Origin of the sequence: Streptomyces sp. NPDC059895, from assembly GCF_042731035.1 — a bacterium.
GTDB lineage: Bacteria > Actinomycetota > Actinomycetes > Streptomycetales > Streptomycetaceae > Streptomyces.
The window spans coordinates 29243-44013 of record NZ_JBHWKO010000011.1 but is presented as its reverse complement, the minus strand read 5'-3'; the positions used below and the strand labels follow the sequence as shown (position 1 = coordinate 44013).

11 protein-coding genes are annotated in these 14771 nt (G+C 74.3%); 2 read left to right on the top strand and 9 right to left on the bottom strand.

Features of this window, described 5'->3' with window-relative positions; all coding sequences use genetic code 11:
- Nucleotides 1-32: 32 nt before the first annotated feature.
- The 9 genes from ACFV9M_RS15435 to ACFV9M_RS15395 all read right to left on the bottom strand — a co-directional run bounded on the left by ACFV9M_RS15435 (nucleotide 33) and on the right by ACFV9M_RS15395 (nucleotide 10999).
- The gene (locus tag ACFV9M_RS15435) at nucleotides 33-914 is read right to left on the bottom strand and encodes an endo alpha-1,4 polygalactosaminidase (RefSeq protein ID WP_385073906.1); all 882 of its coding nucleotides are present in this window, start codon (nucleotides 912-914) and stop codon (nucleotides 33-35) included.
- Complete coding sequence (locus ACFV9M_RS15430) at nucleotides 911-1573, bottom strand: spherulation-specific family 4 protein (RefSeq protein ID WP_385073909.1); 663 nt, start codon at nucleotides 1571-1573, stop codon at nucleotides 911-913. Before ACFV9M_RS15430 ends, ACFV9M_RS15435 begins: the two co-directional genes overlap by 4 nt.
- The gene (locus tag ACFV9M_RS15425) at nucleotides 1570-2466 is read right to left on the bottom strand and encodes an NAD-dependent epimerase/dehydratase family protein (RefSeq protein WP_385073912.1); all 897 of its coding nucleotides are present in this window, start codon (nucleotides 2464-2466) and stop codon (nucleotides 1570-1572) included. The genes ACFV9M_RS15430 and ACFV9M_RS15425 overlap by 4 nt, the downstream gene beginning before the upstream one ends.
- 7 nt (nucleotides 2467-2473) lie before the next feature.
- On the bottom strand, nucleotides 2474-3187 hold the full coding sequence (locus tag ACFV9M_RS15420) for an NDP-sugar synthase (protein WP_385073915.1): 714 nt from the start codon (nucleotides 3185-3187) through the stop codon (nucleotides 2474-2476).
- 54 nt (nucleotides 3188-3241) lie between these two features.
- A complete protein-coding gene (locus tag ACFV9M_RS15415) occupies nucleotides 3242-4243 on the bottom strand; it encodes a GDP-mannose 4,6-dehydratase (protein ID WP_385073918.1) in 1002 nt (333 codons plus the stop codon).
- Between the two features lie 113 nt (nucleotides 4244-4356).
- The gene (locus tag ACFV9M_RS15410; RefSeq protein WP_385073921.1) at nucleotides 4357-5772 is read right to left on the bottom strand and encodes a hypothetical protein; all 1416 of its coding nucleotides are present in this window, start codon (nucleotides 5770-5772) and stop codon (nucleotides 4357-4359) included.
- Complete coding sequence (pelF, locus tag ACFV9M_RS15405) at nucleotides 5769-7283, bottom strand: GT4 family glycosyltransferase PelF (protein ID WP_385073924.1); 1515 nt, start codon at nucleotides 7281-7283, stop codon at nucleotides 5769-5771. Before pelF ends, ACFV9M_RS15410 begins: the two co-directional genes overlap by 4 nt.
- 538 nt (nucleotides 7284-7821) lie before the next feature.
- On the bottom strand, nucleotides 7822-9978 hold the full coding sequence (locus ACFV9M_RS15400; RefSeq protein WP_385075307.1) for a hypothetical protein: 2157 nt from the start codon (nucleotides 9976-9978) through the stop codon (nucleotides 7822-7824).
- Nucleotides 9979-10474: 496 nt separating this feature from the next.
- A complete protein-coding gene (locus ACFV9M_RS15395; RefSeq protein WP_385075310.1) occupies nucleotides 10475-10999 on the bottom strand; it encodes a hypothetical protein in 525 nt (174 codons plus the stop codon).
- Between the two features lie 543 nt (nucleotides 11000-11542).
- Between ACFV9M_RS15395 and ACFV9M_RS15390 the strand changes: the two genes are divergently transcribed.
- Nucleotides 11543-13594, top strand: coding sequence for a phosphocholine-specific phospholipase C (locus ACFV9M_RS15390; RefSeq protein ID WP_385075313.1), 2052 nt, complete (start codon nucleotides 11543-11545; stop codon nucleotides 13592-13594).
- An 83-nt stretch (nucleotides 13595-13677) separates the two neighbouring features.
- Complete coding sequence (locus ACFV9M_RS15385) at nucleotides 13678-14511, top strand: phospholipid scramblase-related protein (protein ID WP_385075315.1); 834 nt, start codon at nucleotides 13678-13680, stop codon at nucleotides 14509-14511.
- The last annotated feature ends 260 nt before the right edge of the window (nucleotides 14512-14771 follow it).

The window sequence follows — 14771 nt, the reverse complement described above, 5'->3', positions numbered from 1 at the left end:
CACAGTCGTCACCCCGCGCCGGAGCACAGGTGTCAGCAGGGCTTGCGCCACACCCCGAGTTCCGGCTTCTTCTGCATCGACGACAGTCTCAGCCGCCGCGCCTCGGGGCAGAAGGCGGCCGTCGGCTCGGCGTACTCCACGTGGAAGACCGCCTTGCCGGCCTCGATGAACGGGGTGAGCCGCCCGCACTCGTCGTACTGCGCGCACTCCTCGTTGACCGCGAAGTCGAAGTCGGCCAGCAGCTGCGGGATCTGGGGGAGGTCGTTCTTCAGGCCCACCGCCATCCCGCGCTCGTGGGCGAGAGCGGCGATCATGCGGTTGTAGCGGAGCTGGTCGCCGGCGGTGAGCGGGAAGCCGGTGTCGTTGCCGTAGCCCTCCACCAGGTCGGGCTCGACCGCGTCGAAGCCCTTGTCGCGGCACATGTCGAAGCGCCGTTCCATGAGCGGGCGCAGCACGGAGATCCGCCGGATGTCCAGCCAGCGCTCGCCCTCCCAGCCGTTGGGTCCGCCGAGCACCGAGCGGGGGAAGGCGTCGGCGTCGGGCCGGAAGTCCTCCCAGGCGCCCACGTTGACGTAGCAGATGACCTTGCGCCCGTCGCGGTGCAGACGGGCGACGTCGGCCGCGGAGTTCTCGAAGCCGTCGATGTCGTAGACGGGCACGTCGGCCGACGGGTCGACCGCGCCGTCGAGCTGCCACTGCCAGGCCAGACCGGGGCGAGGCTGCCAGCGGGCCTGCGCCGTGCCGCGCCCGTCGGCGGACCCGCGCGAGCCGTCCGAGGCCTCCGAGGCCTCCGAGGCGTCCGAGGCGTTCGGGCCGTCCGGGGCGTCCCGGCCGTCCGTGCCGGAACAGCCGGTCAGGGTCCAGGCCGCGAGCGCGGCCAGCAGTGTCACGTACGCCAGTGCCTTGCTTCTCATCGCTCCGTCCCGTTCAGTGCGGGCGTCAACGCGGCCCAGGGGTTGGGGAGTTGCCCGGTCACCGGCCCGCAGACCGCCGCGCCCCGCTCGTGCGCGGTGCGCACGGCGAGCGGGACGAGCGCCCGCGGGACTCCGTAGACCAGGTGGCACAGCCGGCCGGGCGGATGGCGGGCGGTCCACGCCGGCCGGCTGAACGCCGAGACGTACGTCGACCAGGGGCCCTCGAAGGTGACGGTCAGGTCGGCGAGGCGGGCGTACCCGGGCGCCGGGTGCACCCCCGGGTTCAGCACCACCGTCCCGGCCCCGAGCCGGCGCACCGCCCGCACCAGCCGGCGGCACGCGGGCAGCCCCTCGGCCGTCGCCGTGACCCGGTCGAGGAAGCAGCCGTCGGCCGCGTACCACTCCCGGTGCCGGCGGACGTCCTCGGTCACCTCGGCCCGGCCGCGCACCCCGTAGTCGGTGTCGACGTAGCCCAGCAGCCGCCCCCCGGCCGCCCGCAGCGCCGCGGCCGCCGCGGTGAACGCCGGGTCGGGGCGCTCGCCCGGCCCGTTCGCCGGGTTGAGGACGACGCCGTAGGTGTCCGCGGCGGCGGTGATCAGCCGGTGCCAGGCGCCCGGGTCCTCGGCCGGGTGGACGTAGAGCGGGACCAGCAGGTTCAACGGTCGCCCTCCCACAGGGCGGCCAGCGCCTCCTCGAGGGTGTGCGCGGGCCGCCAGCCGAGGGCCGCCTCGGCGGCGGTGATGTCGGAGCACTGCCACGACACCTCCGCCGACCGGGCCGAGCCCGCCGGACCCCCGGCGTCCTCCTCGATCCGTCCCCGGAACCCGGCCCGCCGGGCCAGCCCGTGGACCAGCTCGCGCACCGGGACGGCCCGGCCCCCGCCGACGTTGAGGACCGGCGGCAGCGGACCCGGCGCGGTGACCGCGAGGGCGACGGCCCGCGCCACGTCCCGTACGTCGACGAAGTCGCGGTACGCGGACAGGTCCCCGAGCCGCAGCACCGCGTCCGGGTCCGGCCCGGCGGCCCGCAGCAGCCGCCGGGTCCGCCCGGGCAGGCCGGTGGACGGCGCCCCCGGCCCCACCGGGTTGCCCACCCGCAGCACCACCGCGTCCAGGCCGGACGCGGTCACCGCGGCCGTGCCGGCGAGCTTGGTCGCGCCGTACGGGCCGGCCGGCCGGGTGGCCGCCGACTCCGTCACCGCGAGGCCGGGCGCGCCGGGGCCGTACTCGGCGGCCGAGCCCAGGTGGACCAGGCGGGCCGCGGGAGCCGCCTCGCGCAGTGCGGCACACAGCACCGCGGGGCCGCGGGCGTTGACCTCCGCGAGGGTCACGGCGTCGCCGCCGGTCGCCCCCGCGCAGTTGACGACGGAGTCGGGGGCCGCCGACGCCAGCGCCTTCGCCAGCCGTTCGGGGCGGACGGTGGCGAGGTCGACGGGGAACGCGGCGGCGGACGAGCGGCCGGCGCCGAGGACCGTCACACCCGGCAGGGCGCTCAGCCGCCCGGCGACATGGGCGCCCAGATAGCCGGTGTGACCGAGGACGAGGATGCGCATGCGGTGCTCAGGCTCCCTTGAGCAGTAGCGACTTGCGGGTGGTGAACTCGGCGTTGGCCCGGTCGTAGTCGTCCGGGCGGCCGATGTCCAGCCAGTAGCCGTCGAACTCGTAGGCGTGCGGCGGTCTGCGCTCCCGCAGCAGGTCGAGGACCAGCTCGTCGAAGCCGAGCGGCAGCCCCGGCGTGTACGCCTCCAGCGTCGCGCGGGACAGGCCGTAGACGCCCATCGAGACCCGGTAGTCCATGCTCGGCTTCTCGGTGAACGCGACGACCTTGCTGTCGTCGGTGGTCAGCACCCCGAAGTCGATGCTCACGGTGCGGGCGTACGTGGCGATGGTCAGCGGCGCGCCCGACTCCCGGTGCCGGCGCAGCACGTCGGCGTAGTCGAGGTCGGTGAGGACGTCGCCGTTCATCACCAGGAACGTCTCCGGCAGCCGGTCGCGCAGGTTCAGCAGCGGGCCCATGGTGCCCAGCGGGCTCTCCTCGGTGGCGTAGTCGACGGCCATGCCCCACTGGGAGCCGTCGCCGACGTAGGCGCGGATGATCTCGCCGAGGTGGCCGATGGCGAGGGTGCAGCTGGTGAAGCCGGCCGAGGCGAGCTGGCGCAGCACGATCTCCAGGATGGCGTGCTGGTCGCCGATGGGCACGAGCGGCTTGGGCAGCGCGGTGGTGTACGGGCGCAGCCGTACGCCCTTGCCTCCCGCCAGGATCACTGCGTGCATGGGGCTCCTCCTTCGTGGATGTGCTTCGGACCGGCCGGACGGACCGGACGGGAGTCAGATGTTGTAGATGCCGGTCTTGTAGCGGGCCAGGTTGGCCGGGTCGCGGAAGAACTCCACGGTGCGGGCGAGCCCTTCCTCCAGGGTGTGCGCGGGCTGCCAGCCGGTGGCGGCTGCCAGCCGGCTCGCGTCCGCGACCAGCCGCATCACCTCGGAGTTCGCGGGCCGGATACGGGTGGCGTCCTCCCGCACGTCGAGGGCGGTGCCCATCACCTTGCCGATCAGCGCGACCAGGTCCCCCACGGAGATCTCGCCACCGGTACCGGCGTTGAAGGTGCGCCCGACGACCCGTTCCGCGGGCGCGGTGCCCACCGCGAGGAACGCCCGCGCGGTGTCCTCGACGAAGGTGAAGTCACGGGTGGGACGCAGGTCGCCCAGGGTGATCGCGCGCTCCCCGGCGGCGACCTGGCCGATGACGGTGGGGATGACCGCCCGCATCGACTGGCGCGGCCCGAAGGTGTTGAACGGCCGCAGCGTCACCACCGGCGTGCCGAAGCTGGCGTGGTAGCTGTCGGCCAGCCGGTCCCCGCCCGCCTTCGACGCGGCGTACGGCGACTGGGTGTTGATCGGGTGGTCCTCGGTGATCGGCACGGTCTGCGCGGTGCCGTACGTCTCGCTCGTGGACGTGTGCACCAGCCGGGGCGTACCGAGGGCGCGGACCGCCTCCAGCACGTTGAGGGTGCCGGTGACGTTGGTGTCCACGTAGCTGTGCGGTGCCTGGTAGGAGTACGGGATCGCGATCAGCGCGGCCAGGTGGTAGGCGGTGTCGGCGCCTTCCAGCAGGCCCCGGACCGAGCCGGGGTCGCGGACGTCGCCGAGGACGACCTCCACCTGGTCCAGGACGTCCGGGTGCAACGTCTCCAGCCAGCCGTAGGAGGAGAAGGAGTTGTACTGGGCCATGGCCCTGACCCGGTGGCCGGAGGCGACCAGCGCCTCGGTGAGATGGGAGCCGATGAAACCCTCGGCTCCGGTGACGGCGGCGAGCGGTGCGGAGGTCAACGCGGTGGTCCTTTCGGTCGGTGGAGGGGAGGAGCGGGGTGGCGGTGCGGGGTCGGGCCCCGGGAGGGGGCAGGGGCCGGGCGGTGCGGATCGGTGCGGCGGCTGTGGTGGTGTCAGGCGTGCGCGGCCGGGCGGCCCAGCAGCCGCAGCGCGCACGCCGCCAGACAGAGCGCCGCGGCACCGCAGCCGAGCGGGAGCACGGCCGGGCCCGGTGGGAGGTGCCAGAGGGTGACCGCCCCGGCGCCGCCCGCCGCGGCGAGACAGATGCCGGCCGACGGCCAGGCCGCCCCGAACGCCTGGAGCAGCAGCGCGGTCCACAGGGCCGCCGCCAGAGGCAGTACGACGGCCGGTTCGGCGCCGGTGAGCAGGGCCGCCGGCAGCAGCGGCAGGACGTAGGCGGTCAGACACAGGCCGAGGACGCCGGCCGAACGCAGCCGGAACCCCGCCGGAGTGACGGTGGCGCGCAGCGCGGCCACCGACAGCCCCCGGTAGCGGTACAGCAGCCACTCCGCCGGTCCCATGCTCACCGTCAGCACGATCACCGCGTACGGCTCCCGCTCTCCCGCCAGCAGCACCAGCACTCCCGCCGCCAGCCCGAACAGGCCGTACGGCAGCGACCGCAGCACAGGCGGCCGGCCGGCGCCGGGCACGGCGGGCGCGGCGAGCGCGCCCCGCAGGGCGTGGCCGGTGACGGCGAGGACGGCGAGCAGCGCCAGCAGCGGGAGCCCCGCCCGCAGCCACGGTCCCGGCTCCGCCCAGGGCAGCACGGCGGCACCGGCGACCAGCGGAGCGAGCGCGGCCGCCAGCAGTCGTTCCCGGCCCAGGACGAGCAGTACGCCCGCCGCCGCGAGGTACGCCGACTGCGCGGCCGCCACCAGCGTCACCGGCCCGCCCCCGGCGGGCAGCGCGGAGGCCGCCGTGGCCACCACGGCCCCCACCGGCGCGCCCACCAGGAGGGTGCGGCCCGCCTCCCGGGGCCCGGTAGCCCTCCGCAGATGGGCGCGGTGGCCCAGCGCCTGCCCCCACGCCCAGGACACCAGCCCCGCCACGACGAGCACGGCGGTGTGCCGGCCGGCGTCCCACAGCGGCGCCGTGAGCAGGTAGGCGAGGCCCGGCAGCGCGAACAGCACACCCCGCAGCAGACAGCGCACGGTGTCCGGGCGCCACGGGTCGGCCGCCGGCGGAGGATCGGGGAACGTGCGCGGAACCCGCTCGTACAGCGCGGCGGCGAGCGAGAACAGGTCCGGGTGGCCGTACCGCTCCTTGATCACCGAGCCCGGCAGGCCCTCCGCCTCCAGCAGCGCGGCCACCTCGTAGGGGTGGACGGCGGGCCCGACGCGGTCGGCGAGTTCGGCGGCGAGGGCGCTGACCGCCTCCTCGTCCGGTCCGGTGCCCGGCAGCCGGATGGCGAGCGTGGTGTCGTCCAGGGCCCACCGCGGGCGGCGGCGCGGCGGGCGGGTCCCGGCGAGGCGGAGCGCGAGCGTGTCCCGTTCGGCGCCGCCGGGTTCGAGGGAGATCGGGCCGCTCATCCGGCGAGGCTCCCCGTGACCGTCGGGACCGCTCGTTCGACGCGGGCGTCGTCCGCCGTCACGCCCCGCCCCACCGTGGGCAGCTCCTGGTAGACGGACCGGAACGTGTCGACGGTCTGCCGCAGGGTGAACTGCTCGATCACCCGCAGCCGCGCCCCCTCGCCCATCGCCCGCCGCCGCCCCGGGTCGGCGAGCAGCTCCAGCGCCGCCGCGGCCATCGCCGCCGGATCGCGCGGCGGGACCACCAGCCCGGTGTCGCCGACGGCCTCCCGCACCCCGCCCACGTCGGTGGAGACGGTCGCCCGGCCGCACGACATGGCCTCGATGAGGGTGAACGGGAAGCCCTCGCTGATGCTGGAGAGCATCACGACGTTGCCGGCCGCGTAGGCGTCCTTGATGTCGTCGACGCGGCCCTCGAAGGTGACGGCGTCCGCGTGACCCAGCTCGGCGGCCAGCGCCTCGCACCGCTCCCGGTAGGCCTCGCCGCCGCGCGGTGTCCCGCCGAACAGCCGCAGCCGGGCGTCGGGACGATCGGCCCGCACGAGGGAGAAGGCACGGATCAGGGTCTCCAGGTCCTTGATCGGGTCGACCCGGCCCGCCCAGCTGAGGGTGGGCGCCTCCGGCTCGGGCCCGGCCGGCGGGAACGCGGCGGGATCCACGCCGTTGTAGACCGTGCGGATCGACTCCGGGGCGGCACCGCCCTGTTCCTCCCACAGCCGGTTGTAGCGGTTGCCGGGAGTGATCAGGGCGGCCCGGCGGTACGTCTCCTCGGCCAGCAGCCGGAAGAAGCCGAGGACGACCGCCTTCACCGGCCAGCGGTAGGGGGCGGTGCGGTAGCCGAGGTAGCGCTCGCGCAGATAGACGCCGTGCTCGGTCAGCAGCAGCGGGACGCCGTGCCGTTCCAGGGCGGCGAGGCCCGGCAGGACGGCGACCCCGCCGCTGACCGCGTGGGCGACTCCGGTCTCCGGCGGCGGCGCCGCCAGCGGGCGCAGCGCGTGCTCCAGCAGGGCGGTCGCGGTCAGCGCGTCGTGCACGGTCGGCCGGGCCTCGCGCACGGCGAGCCCGGGCCGGTTCCAGACGGCGGTCAGCTGGGCGATCGCCCGGTCGCCGCGCAGGAAGGCGCTGAGCCCGCCGTCGGCGGCCGACCGGGCCATCGTGTACAGGGCGGGCCCGAAGCCGTCCTCGGCGCGCGGGTCGACGAGCGCGGTGAGGAACTCCTCGTAGGCGGTGGCGAGTCGCTCGCGCGGGCGGCCGCGGGGCGGGCGGCCCTCGGGCGGAGCGCCCCACATCGGGACGGAGAGCACCCGTGAGACGTGCGCGGGCAGCTCCCACACCAGGGGTTCGCGGCCCGTGCCGGTGACCGCGATGACGTCGAAGCCGACGTCGGGCATGCCCTGCACGAGCTGGTCGCACCAGACGCTCACACCGCCGTGACTGTGCGGGTAGGTGCCTTCGGTGAGCAGGGTGACGCGCGTTGCGCCGGGGCGCCGCGCGCCGTGGGGATCGTGCATCGATGTGCTCCACGGCCGAGGTGTGGGGTGGTTGGTGTGGGGTGGTCCGCGCCGGGCCGGTCGGCCGACGGCGGTCGGCCCCTGCGGGGAACCGTTTCGCCTGTGTGGTCCCGGCCGTGGGTGTGGGCCGGTTGGCCGGTTGGCCGGTTGGCCGGTGGGGTCCGTGGGCGGCCGTCTGCTGTGCAGCTCCCAGCCCGTAGATCCGCGCGCCAGCCCGAAGAACCTGTCCGTAGACCCGTCCGCCGACCGGCCCTTGGACCCGTCCGCCGACCGGTCTCAAGACCCGTCCGCCGACCGGTCCTTGGACCCGTCCGCCGACCGGTCTCAAGACCCGTCCGCCGACAGGTCCGTAGACCCGTCCGCCGCCCAGCCCCTGGGCCGGTTGGCCGGCGTGTCCGTGGACCGGCCTGCCGGCGGAGAGGCGGACCGGATCGCGGACCGGCGTACCGACCGGCGTACCGACCGGCGTACCGACCGGCGTACCGACCGGCTTGCGCCCCGGCTCCCGGGCGCGTCCGGGAGCCGGGGCGCCGCCGCCTCAGTCGCGCGCGGTGTACGGCACCTGCCGGGTCGCGCCCGCCGGGACGCGGGTGTCCGGCGCGGGCGCGGTGACCTCCGCCGACGTGGTGGCGGCGGCCGACGCGGTGCCGGCGGCCGGTTCGTCGGCGGCGGCGTCGGCGGCGGCCGGCAGGGCGAACGTGAGCGGGGTGCCGCCGGCCGGCGTCCACCCGGACACCGCGCCCGCGTAGGCCTGGCCGAAGGCGGCGCCCGCCAGGGTCGTGCCGGTGGGCAGGGTCGCGGTGAGCGCGAGCCCGTCCGGGGCCTCCACGGTCACGGTGTCGCCGACGCGGTAGGCGGTCACCTGCCCGGCGTCCAGGGCGGCCCGCCAGGCGGCGCGGCGCTGGAGTTCGGTGCCGATGTCCTTCATCCGCAGGTTCACCACAGGGGTGTCGTCGGCGAACAGCGCCGCGTAGCCGTCGAGGACGCCGCTGAGCACGGGGTAGGCGATCCGGTCCTCGGCCAGGTTCGACTGGTGGATGAAGTGCGGCTTCGGGTCGTTGGCGAGGACGTGGCCGAGGGCGATCCGGGTCTCCAGCGGCACGATGTGCCCGGTGTAGCCGGTGGCCGGGTCGAGCGGGGCCGCCAGACAGGTCGTGGTGGCCGGGTTGTCCTCGCAGATGCCGCTGCCGCCCTGGGCGCGGCTGGTGTAGATCCAGTTGTACTCGTCGACCTGCTCGGCGGCGCGCCCCGCGTTGTAGAAGACGTTCACCGGGTAGCGCGGGACGGTGGTGGCGGGGCCCACCGCGCGCTGGGCGGGCTCACGGGAGTTGTCCGAGCCGAGCCAGGCGATGCCGTTGTCGCCGAGGGCGAGCGCCAGGTTGGGGTTGTCCTCGGTCTGCTGCGGCAGCACCTTCATGCCGGAGTGCTCTCCGGTGACCAGCTCGTCGTCCTCCAGCGGCAGTCCGGCCGTCTCGCCCCAGACCCGGTTGGTGGCGATCTCGTCGGAGATCTCGGCGCGGCTCACCCACTGGACGGCTCCGCCGGCGTCGGTGGCGCACCGCCAGGGCACCACCGTCGTGTCCTGCACGCAGCCGAGGAAGGCGTGCGTGTAGGTGTGGTTGATCCAGCGGAACTGCTCCCGGTCGGTGATCAGTTCGTCGGCGAGCAGGTCGACGCCGCCGTTGTCCTCCCGGTGGTCGACGCTGCCGGCGCCGTTGTAGGCGAAGTCGAGGGTGAAACCGTGCTCGTTCTGCCAGGAGACGGCCTGGTCGACGTCCTCGGGGGTCATCCGGATCGGGTCGGGGGTGGCGTTCGGGTCGGTGCAGTCGACGTCGCCGGGCGTGCAGTTGAGGGTGGTGTTCCAGCGGTCGTCGGCGGCGAACACGTCGTCGACGTGCACGGCGAAGTAGTTGCGCGAGGCGCCCAGGTGCACGCCCTGCGTCGCCCACTCGACGATGCCGCGGGCCAGCAGCCGGAACTGCTGCTGGTACTGGTTGTAGACGAAGGTGACGACCAGCTCGCGCCGCCCGTCGTGCCGGTACTCGCCCACCAGTGAGCCCCGCGTCGTCCCGCCGGGGATCGGGGCGTCCACGTACGAGGTGAAGTCGGCGCCGGCCGCGGGCGTCGACAGGTACGCGTAACTCTCGCCCACGGCGGGGTCGTTGTCCTCGAAGGGCACCGCCCCGTCCAGGTAGCCGAAGGGGCCCGCCTTCCCGGCGGCCGTGACCGACGCCTCGGTCCCGTCGACGCTGCCGGAGTAGCCGCCGTACACGGGATACTGCAGACCCGCTTCCGGACGCGCGTAGGTGTAGGCGTCGACCTGGGGTACGGCGTACGTCCGCTCGTAGTCCGCGAGCGCCGCCATCTCGGCGGAACCGGCCGCGAACGGGTTGTCGTTGGGCAGCACGACCGCCTGGAACTTGGCCCGCGGCCGGCCGTCCACCGTGTCCGCGAGGAACCCGGCGTCGATCACGGTCCGGTCGGACCGGGTCAGGTCGATCTCGGTGTACGGCGTTCCCGCCGCGTCGAGTTCCGCCGCGATCGCGTCGGTCGACGGGCCGCCGTCGCTCACCACCAGCACCCGCAGGTCGACGCGGGGTGCGGTGGTGTCGGCGTGGGCCGCGCCGGCCGGCAGGCCCAGCGCGGCGATGAGTACGCCCGCCGTCAGCACGGCGGTGCGTATGGTCCGCTTCATGCGGTGAAGTCCCCCTCCCGGGCAGGGGTGGGCACGGCTCCCGTGGAGCGGACGCACCCCCTTGCGCGACCCCGGCGTCCCCCTCAGAAGCCGGTCGTCGACGCATCCGTCGCGTCACATGGTGATGTCTGTGTGTAGCTTTTGCGGTCATGCTGCGAAACATGACGGAAAAGCGCAGGTGTCCATCAGGGCGCTTTTGGAACGGAATTGAGCGTTCGGCCGCCCGTCGGGGCGAGGGGTGCGTGACGGGCGCGAGTGGTTCGTGTGCAGGTCCGGGCCGTGCGCGGCGCACCGGCGGGTCGGTCGGGTCCGCCGGGTGCGGTGCCAGTGGTCCACACCGCGGTGCTGACTGATCAAGGACTGCTTTCGAGTCACCCGGGCGCTGTGACCCGGGCGTTGTCGCCCGGGCGTCGTCCCCCCGGGCGCTCTCGGCCCGCGGGCTGTCGGCCCGCGCGCTCTCGGTCCGCGCTGTGTCGGCCCGGACCCCGTGAGGCCGTCAGGCGCAGAGCACGCGGGTCTCGGGGGTGTACACCGGACCGCCGCTGACGCTCGTGCTGTCGCTGAACTCGGCGTAGAAGTACGAGTAGAAGCCGACGTTGCCGTTGCAGCCGGAGTCGGCGGCGATCTGGAGCGTCAGCGTCACGGTGCGGCTCTGGCCGGGCGGGACGGTGGTGCCGTAGTTGGGGCCGAGGTCGGCGGGCCCGGTCCCGGAGCAGGGGGTGGAGCCGGCGGCCGTGGCCAGGGCGCAGCCGGTGAAGGAGTACTTCAGGTCGGGGCGCTGGGTGGTCAGCCAGGTCGGGTCGATCGTCTGGTACACGAACCAGATGTCGTAGGTCTTGTTGTTGGTGATCGTCATCGACAGGTTCACCGTGCCGCCGGGCGTGGTGGTCGCGGTGTCGGTGGCGAACGTCAGCTCGGCCGGCGCGGGGTCCGCGCTCGCGCTGGGGGCCAGGCCGAACACGGCCAGTACGACGGCGAGGACGGCGCTGAGGCCGAGGCGTCTCATCAGTGGTGATCGCATGGGCCGGGAGGCTAGGCAGGCGGCACGCCCGTCGTCTGCACCTCCGGTCGCCTCCACGGCGCGGATCGGCTGGAAGTGCGCGGCATGTGAGGAACGTGTGAAGGGTCCTTTCCCGCGTGGTTACGGGGCATGCGGGGCGGACGGCCGGAAAGGCGGCGCCCCGGCGGTATTGGCGCGTACCGGACCGGTGGGCCGCCCCCGTGGACGCGCCGGCCCCCGGGACATCTCGGCCATCCGCCGATTTCTGGCCCACCCTGCCCCCGACCGGTCCCCACCCTGCCCCGCCCTGCCCCCACCCTGCCCCCGACCGGTCCCCGCCCCCGGCCCGGCTCCCCGCCCGGCCCACCGTCCTGCTCCCCTCGCCCGGGCCAAGCCCGACCCCCCGCCCGGCCCACCCCGCACCCCCCGTACCGCCGCCCGTCACATCGGCGCCATGCGGCCCTTCCCTGGCGTTGTGCGCCCCTGGAACACTCCTTGCGCGCGCACTCCGTCACGGCACCGGCCGGCCGTCGCCCTCCCCCTGGTACGAGAGGTCTCTCACCCATGCCCGAAGTCAACCGGCGCCGCTTCCTCCAGATCGCGGGTGCCACCACGGCCTTCAGCGCGCTCGCGAGCAGCATCGAGCGCGCCGCCGCCCTGCCCGCGAACCACCGCACCGGGTCGATCGAGGACGTCGAGCACATCGTCGTCCTCATGCAGGAGAACCGTTCCTTCGACCACTACTTCGGTACGTTGCGGGGTGTGCGCGGCTTCGGTGACCCGCATCCGGTCACGCTGCCGAGCGGCAAACCGGTGTGGTACCAGTCGGACGGCACCAAGGAGGTGCTGCCCTTCCACCCCACCGCCGACGACCTCGGCATGCAGTTCCTGGAGGGCCTGCCCCACAGCTGGCCCGACGGCCAGGCCGCCTACAACGGGGGCCGGTACGACCGTTGGGTGCCGGCGAAGGGCACCACGACCATGGCGTACCTCACCCGTGAGGACATCCCGTTCCACTTCGCCCTGGCGGACGCGTTCACGATCTGCGACGCCTACCACTGCTCGTTCATCGGCTCCACCGACCCCAACCGGTACTACCTGTGGTCCGGCCACACCGGCAACGACGGCCTGGGCGGCGGACCGGTCCTCGGCAACGACGAGCTCGGCTACGACTGGACGACGTACCCCGAGCGCCTGGAGCGGGCGGGCGTCTCCTGGAAGATCTACCAGGACATCGGCGACGGGCTCGACGCGCGGGGCTCCTGGGGCTGGATCCAGGACGCCTACCGCGGCAACTACGGCGACAACTCGCTGCTGTACTTCAACGCGTACCGCGACGCGCAGCCCGGCGACCCGCTGTACGACAAGGCCCGCACCGGCACCGACGTCAAGAACGGCGACGGCTACTTCGACCGGCTGCGGGCGGACGTCCGGGCCGGCACGCTGCCGCAGGTCTCCTGGATCGCCGCCCCCGAGGCGTTCTCCGAGCACTCCAACTGGCCCTCGAACTACGGCGCCTGGTACATCTCCCAGGTGCTGGACGCGCTCACCTCCGACCCCGAGGTGTGGGCGAAGACCGCCCTGTTCATCACCTACGACGAGAACGACGGCTTCTTCGACCACCTGGTGCCGCCGCTCCCGCCGGAGTCCGGGGCCGGGGGCAGGTCCACGGTCGACGTCTCGCTGGACCTCTTCGCGGGCAGCGCGACCCACACGGCCGGCCGCTACGGGCTCGGCCCGCGTGTGCCGATGCTCGTCGTCTCCCCGTGGAGCAAGGGCGGTTACGTCTGCTCCGAGACGCTCGACCACACCTCGGTCATCCGGTTCATGGAGCGCCGCTTCGGGGTGCGCGAGCCGAACATCTCGCCCTGGCGGCGCACCGTCTGCGGCGACCTCACCGCGGCATTCGACTTCGCCCGCACCGACGCCCGGCCGGTCACGCTGCCCGACACCGGCGGCTACGAGCCCCAAGACCGCGAGCGCCACCCCGACTACCGTCCCGTCCCACCCGCCGAGGGCGCCCTTCCCCGTCAGGAGCGCGGCCTGCGGCCCACCCGCCCGCTCGGGTACGCACCCGCCGTGGACGGATCGTCCGACGCCGCCACGGGGGCGCTCACGCTCACCTTCGCCTCCGGCCCCAGGGCCGGTGCCGCCTTCCTCGTCACCTCCGGCAACCGCACGGACGGGCCGTGGACGTACACCACCGAGGCCGGCAAGAAGATCTCCGACACCTGGGACCCGGCCGGCTCCGACGGTACCCACGACCTCACCGTGCACGGCCCGAACGGCTTCCTGCGGGTCTTCCAGGGCGCAGCGAAGCAGGCCGGATGCGAGGTGGTCGCCCGGCACGTCGGCGACGGGCTGGAGCTGACCTTCACCAACCGGGGCTCCGGCACCGCCGCCTTGACGGTGGCGGACGGCTACGGCGGCCGTACGACGACCGTCCGGGTGCGGGTCGGGGCGGTCCTCAAGCGCACCGTCGACCTGAGCGCGAGCCGGCGCTGGTACGACCTCACGGTCACCTCGGACGCGGATCCGGCCTTCCTGCGCCGGTTCGCCGGACACGTCGAGAACGGCCGGCCCGGCGTCAGCGACCCCGCCATCGCCACGGAATGAGGGCAATGCGCTGGTAAAGGCCGGGTGAACACCGCATCGTGGGGACTGGTCAGGTCCTGGTGGGCTCGGGATAGTGTGCCCCGGTGACCACGCATTCGAACACACCTGCAGGTTGGTATCCGGACCCCCACGGAGCGGTGCGGACCCTGCGGTACTGGGACGGCACCCAGTGGACCGAGCACACCCACGCCGACCAGCAGGCGCCGGCGCCGGGGCAGCCCCCGGCCCAGGTGCCCGCACAGCCCGCCGGGCCCGACCCGCGCGTGCAGCGCCAGGTGCAGCAGCAGGCCGGCGTCGCCGCGAGCGGCGCCGGCGGCGGCACGCTCTTCAGCGAGCCGGTGCTGGTGGTGAACCAGAAGGCCAAGCTGATCGAGCTCACCAACGAGTACACGGTCATGGACCAGCAGGGCAACCAGCTCGGCTCGGTCGTCCAGGTCGGGCAGAGCGCGCTGCGCAAGGTCCTGCGCTTCGTCGCCAGCGTCGACCAGTTCCTGACGCACAGGCTGGAGATCCGCGACGCCCACGGGCAGCCGGTGCTGCTGCTGACCCGGCCCGCGAAGGTCTTCAAGTCGCGGGTGATCGTCACCCGCCCCGACGGTCAGCCGGTCGGCGAGATCGTCCAGCAGAACGTCTTCGGGAAGATCAACTTCGCGATGACCGCGAACGGGCAGCAGGTCGGCGCCATCAAGGCCGAGAACTGGCGGGCCTGGAACTTCGCGATCGTCGACCACGCGGACAACGAGGTCGCCCGGATCACCAAGACCTGGGAGGGCCTCGCCAAGACGCTCTTCACGACCGCCGACAACTACGTCCTGCAGATCCACTACCAGCTGCCCGAGCCGCTGCTGAGCCTGGTCGTCGCCACGGCGCTCACCGTGGACACCGCGCTCAAGCAGGACTCGCGCGGTTTCGGCTGACGGAGCCCGCCGCCCCGCCCCGCTTCAGGCGTCGGCCGCCGGCCCGGCCGCCGACTCCTGAAGCGGGGCGGGGCGCCCCGGCCCGCCCGTCCGCCGGGGCAGCAGCCCGGGTTCGGGCGAGGCCGTGCGCGGCTCCAGTGCCAGCACCGCCGCCACCGGGTGCTCCTCCCCACCGACCAGCGCCGCCTCCGGCGCCGGCGCCGCGGCCACCGGGTGCTTCTCTCCACCGACCAGCGCCGCCTCCGGCGCCGGCGCCGCGG

Coding starts and splice junctions, on each gene's coding strand:
- ACFV9M_RS15435 (WP_385073906.1), bottom strand. CDS start 914: ATGAGAAGCAAGGCACTGGCGTACGTGACACTGCTGGCCGCGCTCGCG.
- ACFV9M_RS15425 (WP_385073912.1), bottom strand. CDS start 2,466: ATGCGCATCCTCGTCCTCGGTCACACCGGCTATCTGGGCGCCCATGTC.
- ACFV9M_RS15420 (WP_385073915.1), bottom strand. CDS start 3,187: ATGCACGCAGTGATCCTGGCGGGAGGCAAGGGCGTACGGCTGCGCCCG.
- ACFV9M_RS15410 (WP_385073921.1), bottom strand. CDS start 5,772: ATGAGCGGCCCGATCTCCCTCGAACCCGGCGGCGCCGAACGGGACACG.
- pelF (WP_385073924.1), bottom strand. CDS start 7,283: ATGCACGATCCCCACGGCGCGCGGCGCCCCGGCGCAACGCGCGTCACC.
- ACFV9M_RS15400 (WP_385075307.1), bottom strand. CDS start 9,978: ATGAAGCGGACCATACGCACCGCCGTGCTGACGGCGGGCGTACTCATC.
- ACFV9M_RS15395 (WP_385075310.1), bottom strand. CDS start 10,999: ATGCGATCACCACTGATGAGACGCCTCGGCCTCAGCGCCGTCCTCGCC.
- ACFV9M_RS15390 (WP_385075313.1), top strand. CDS start 11,543: ATGCCCGAAGTCAACCGGCGCCGCTTCCTCCAGATCGCGGGTGCCACC.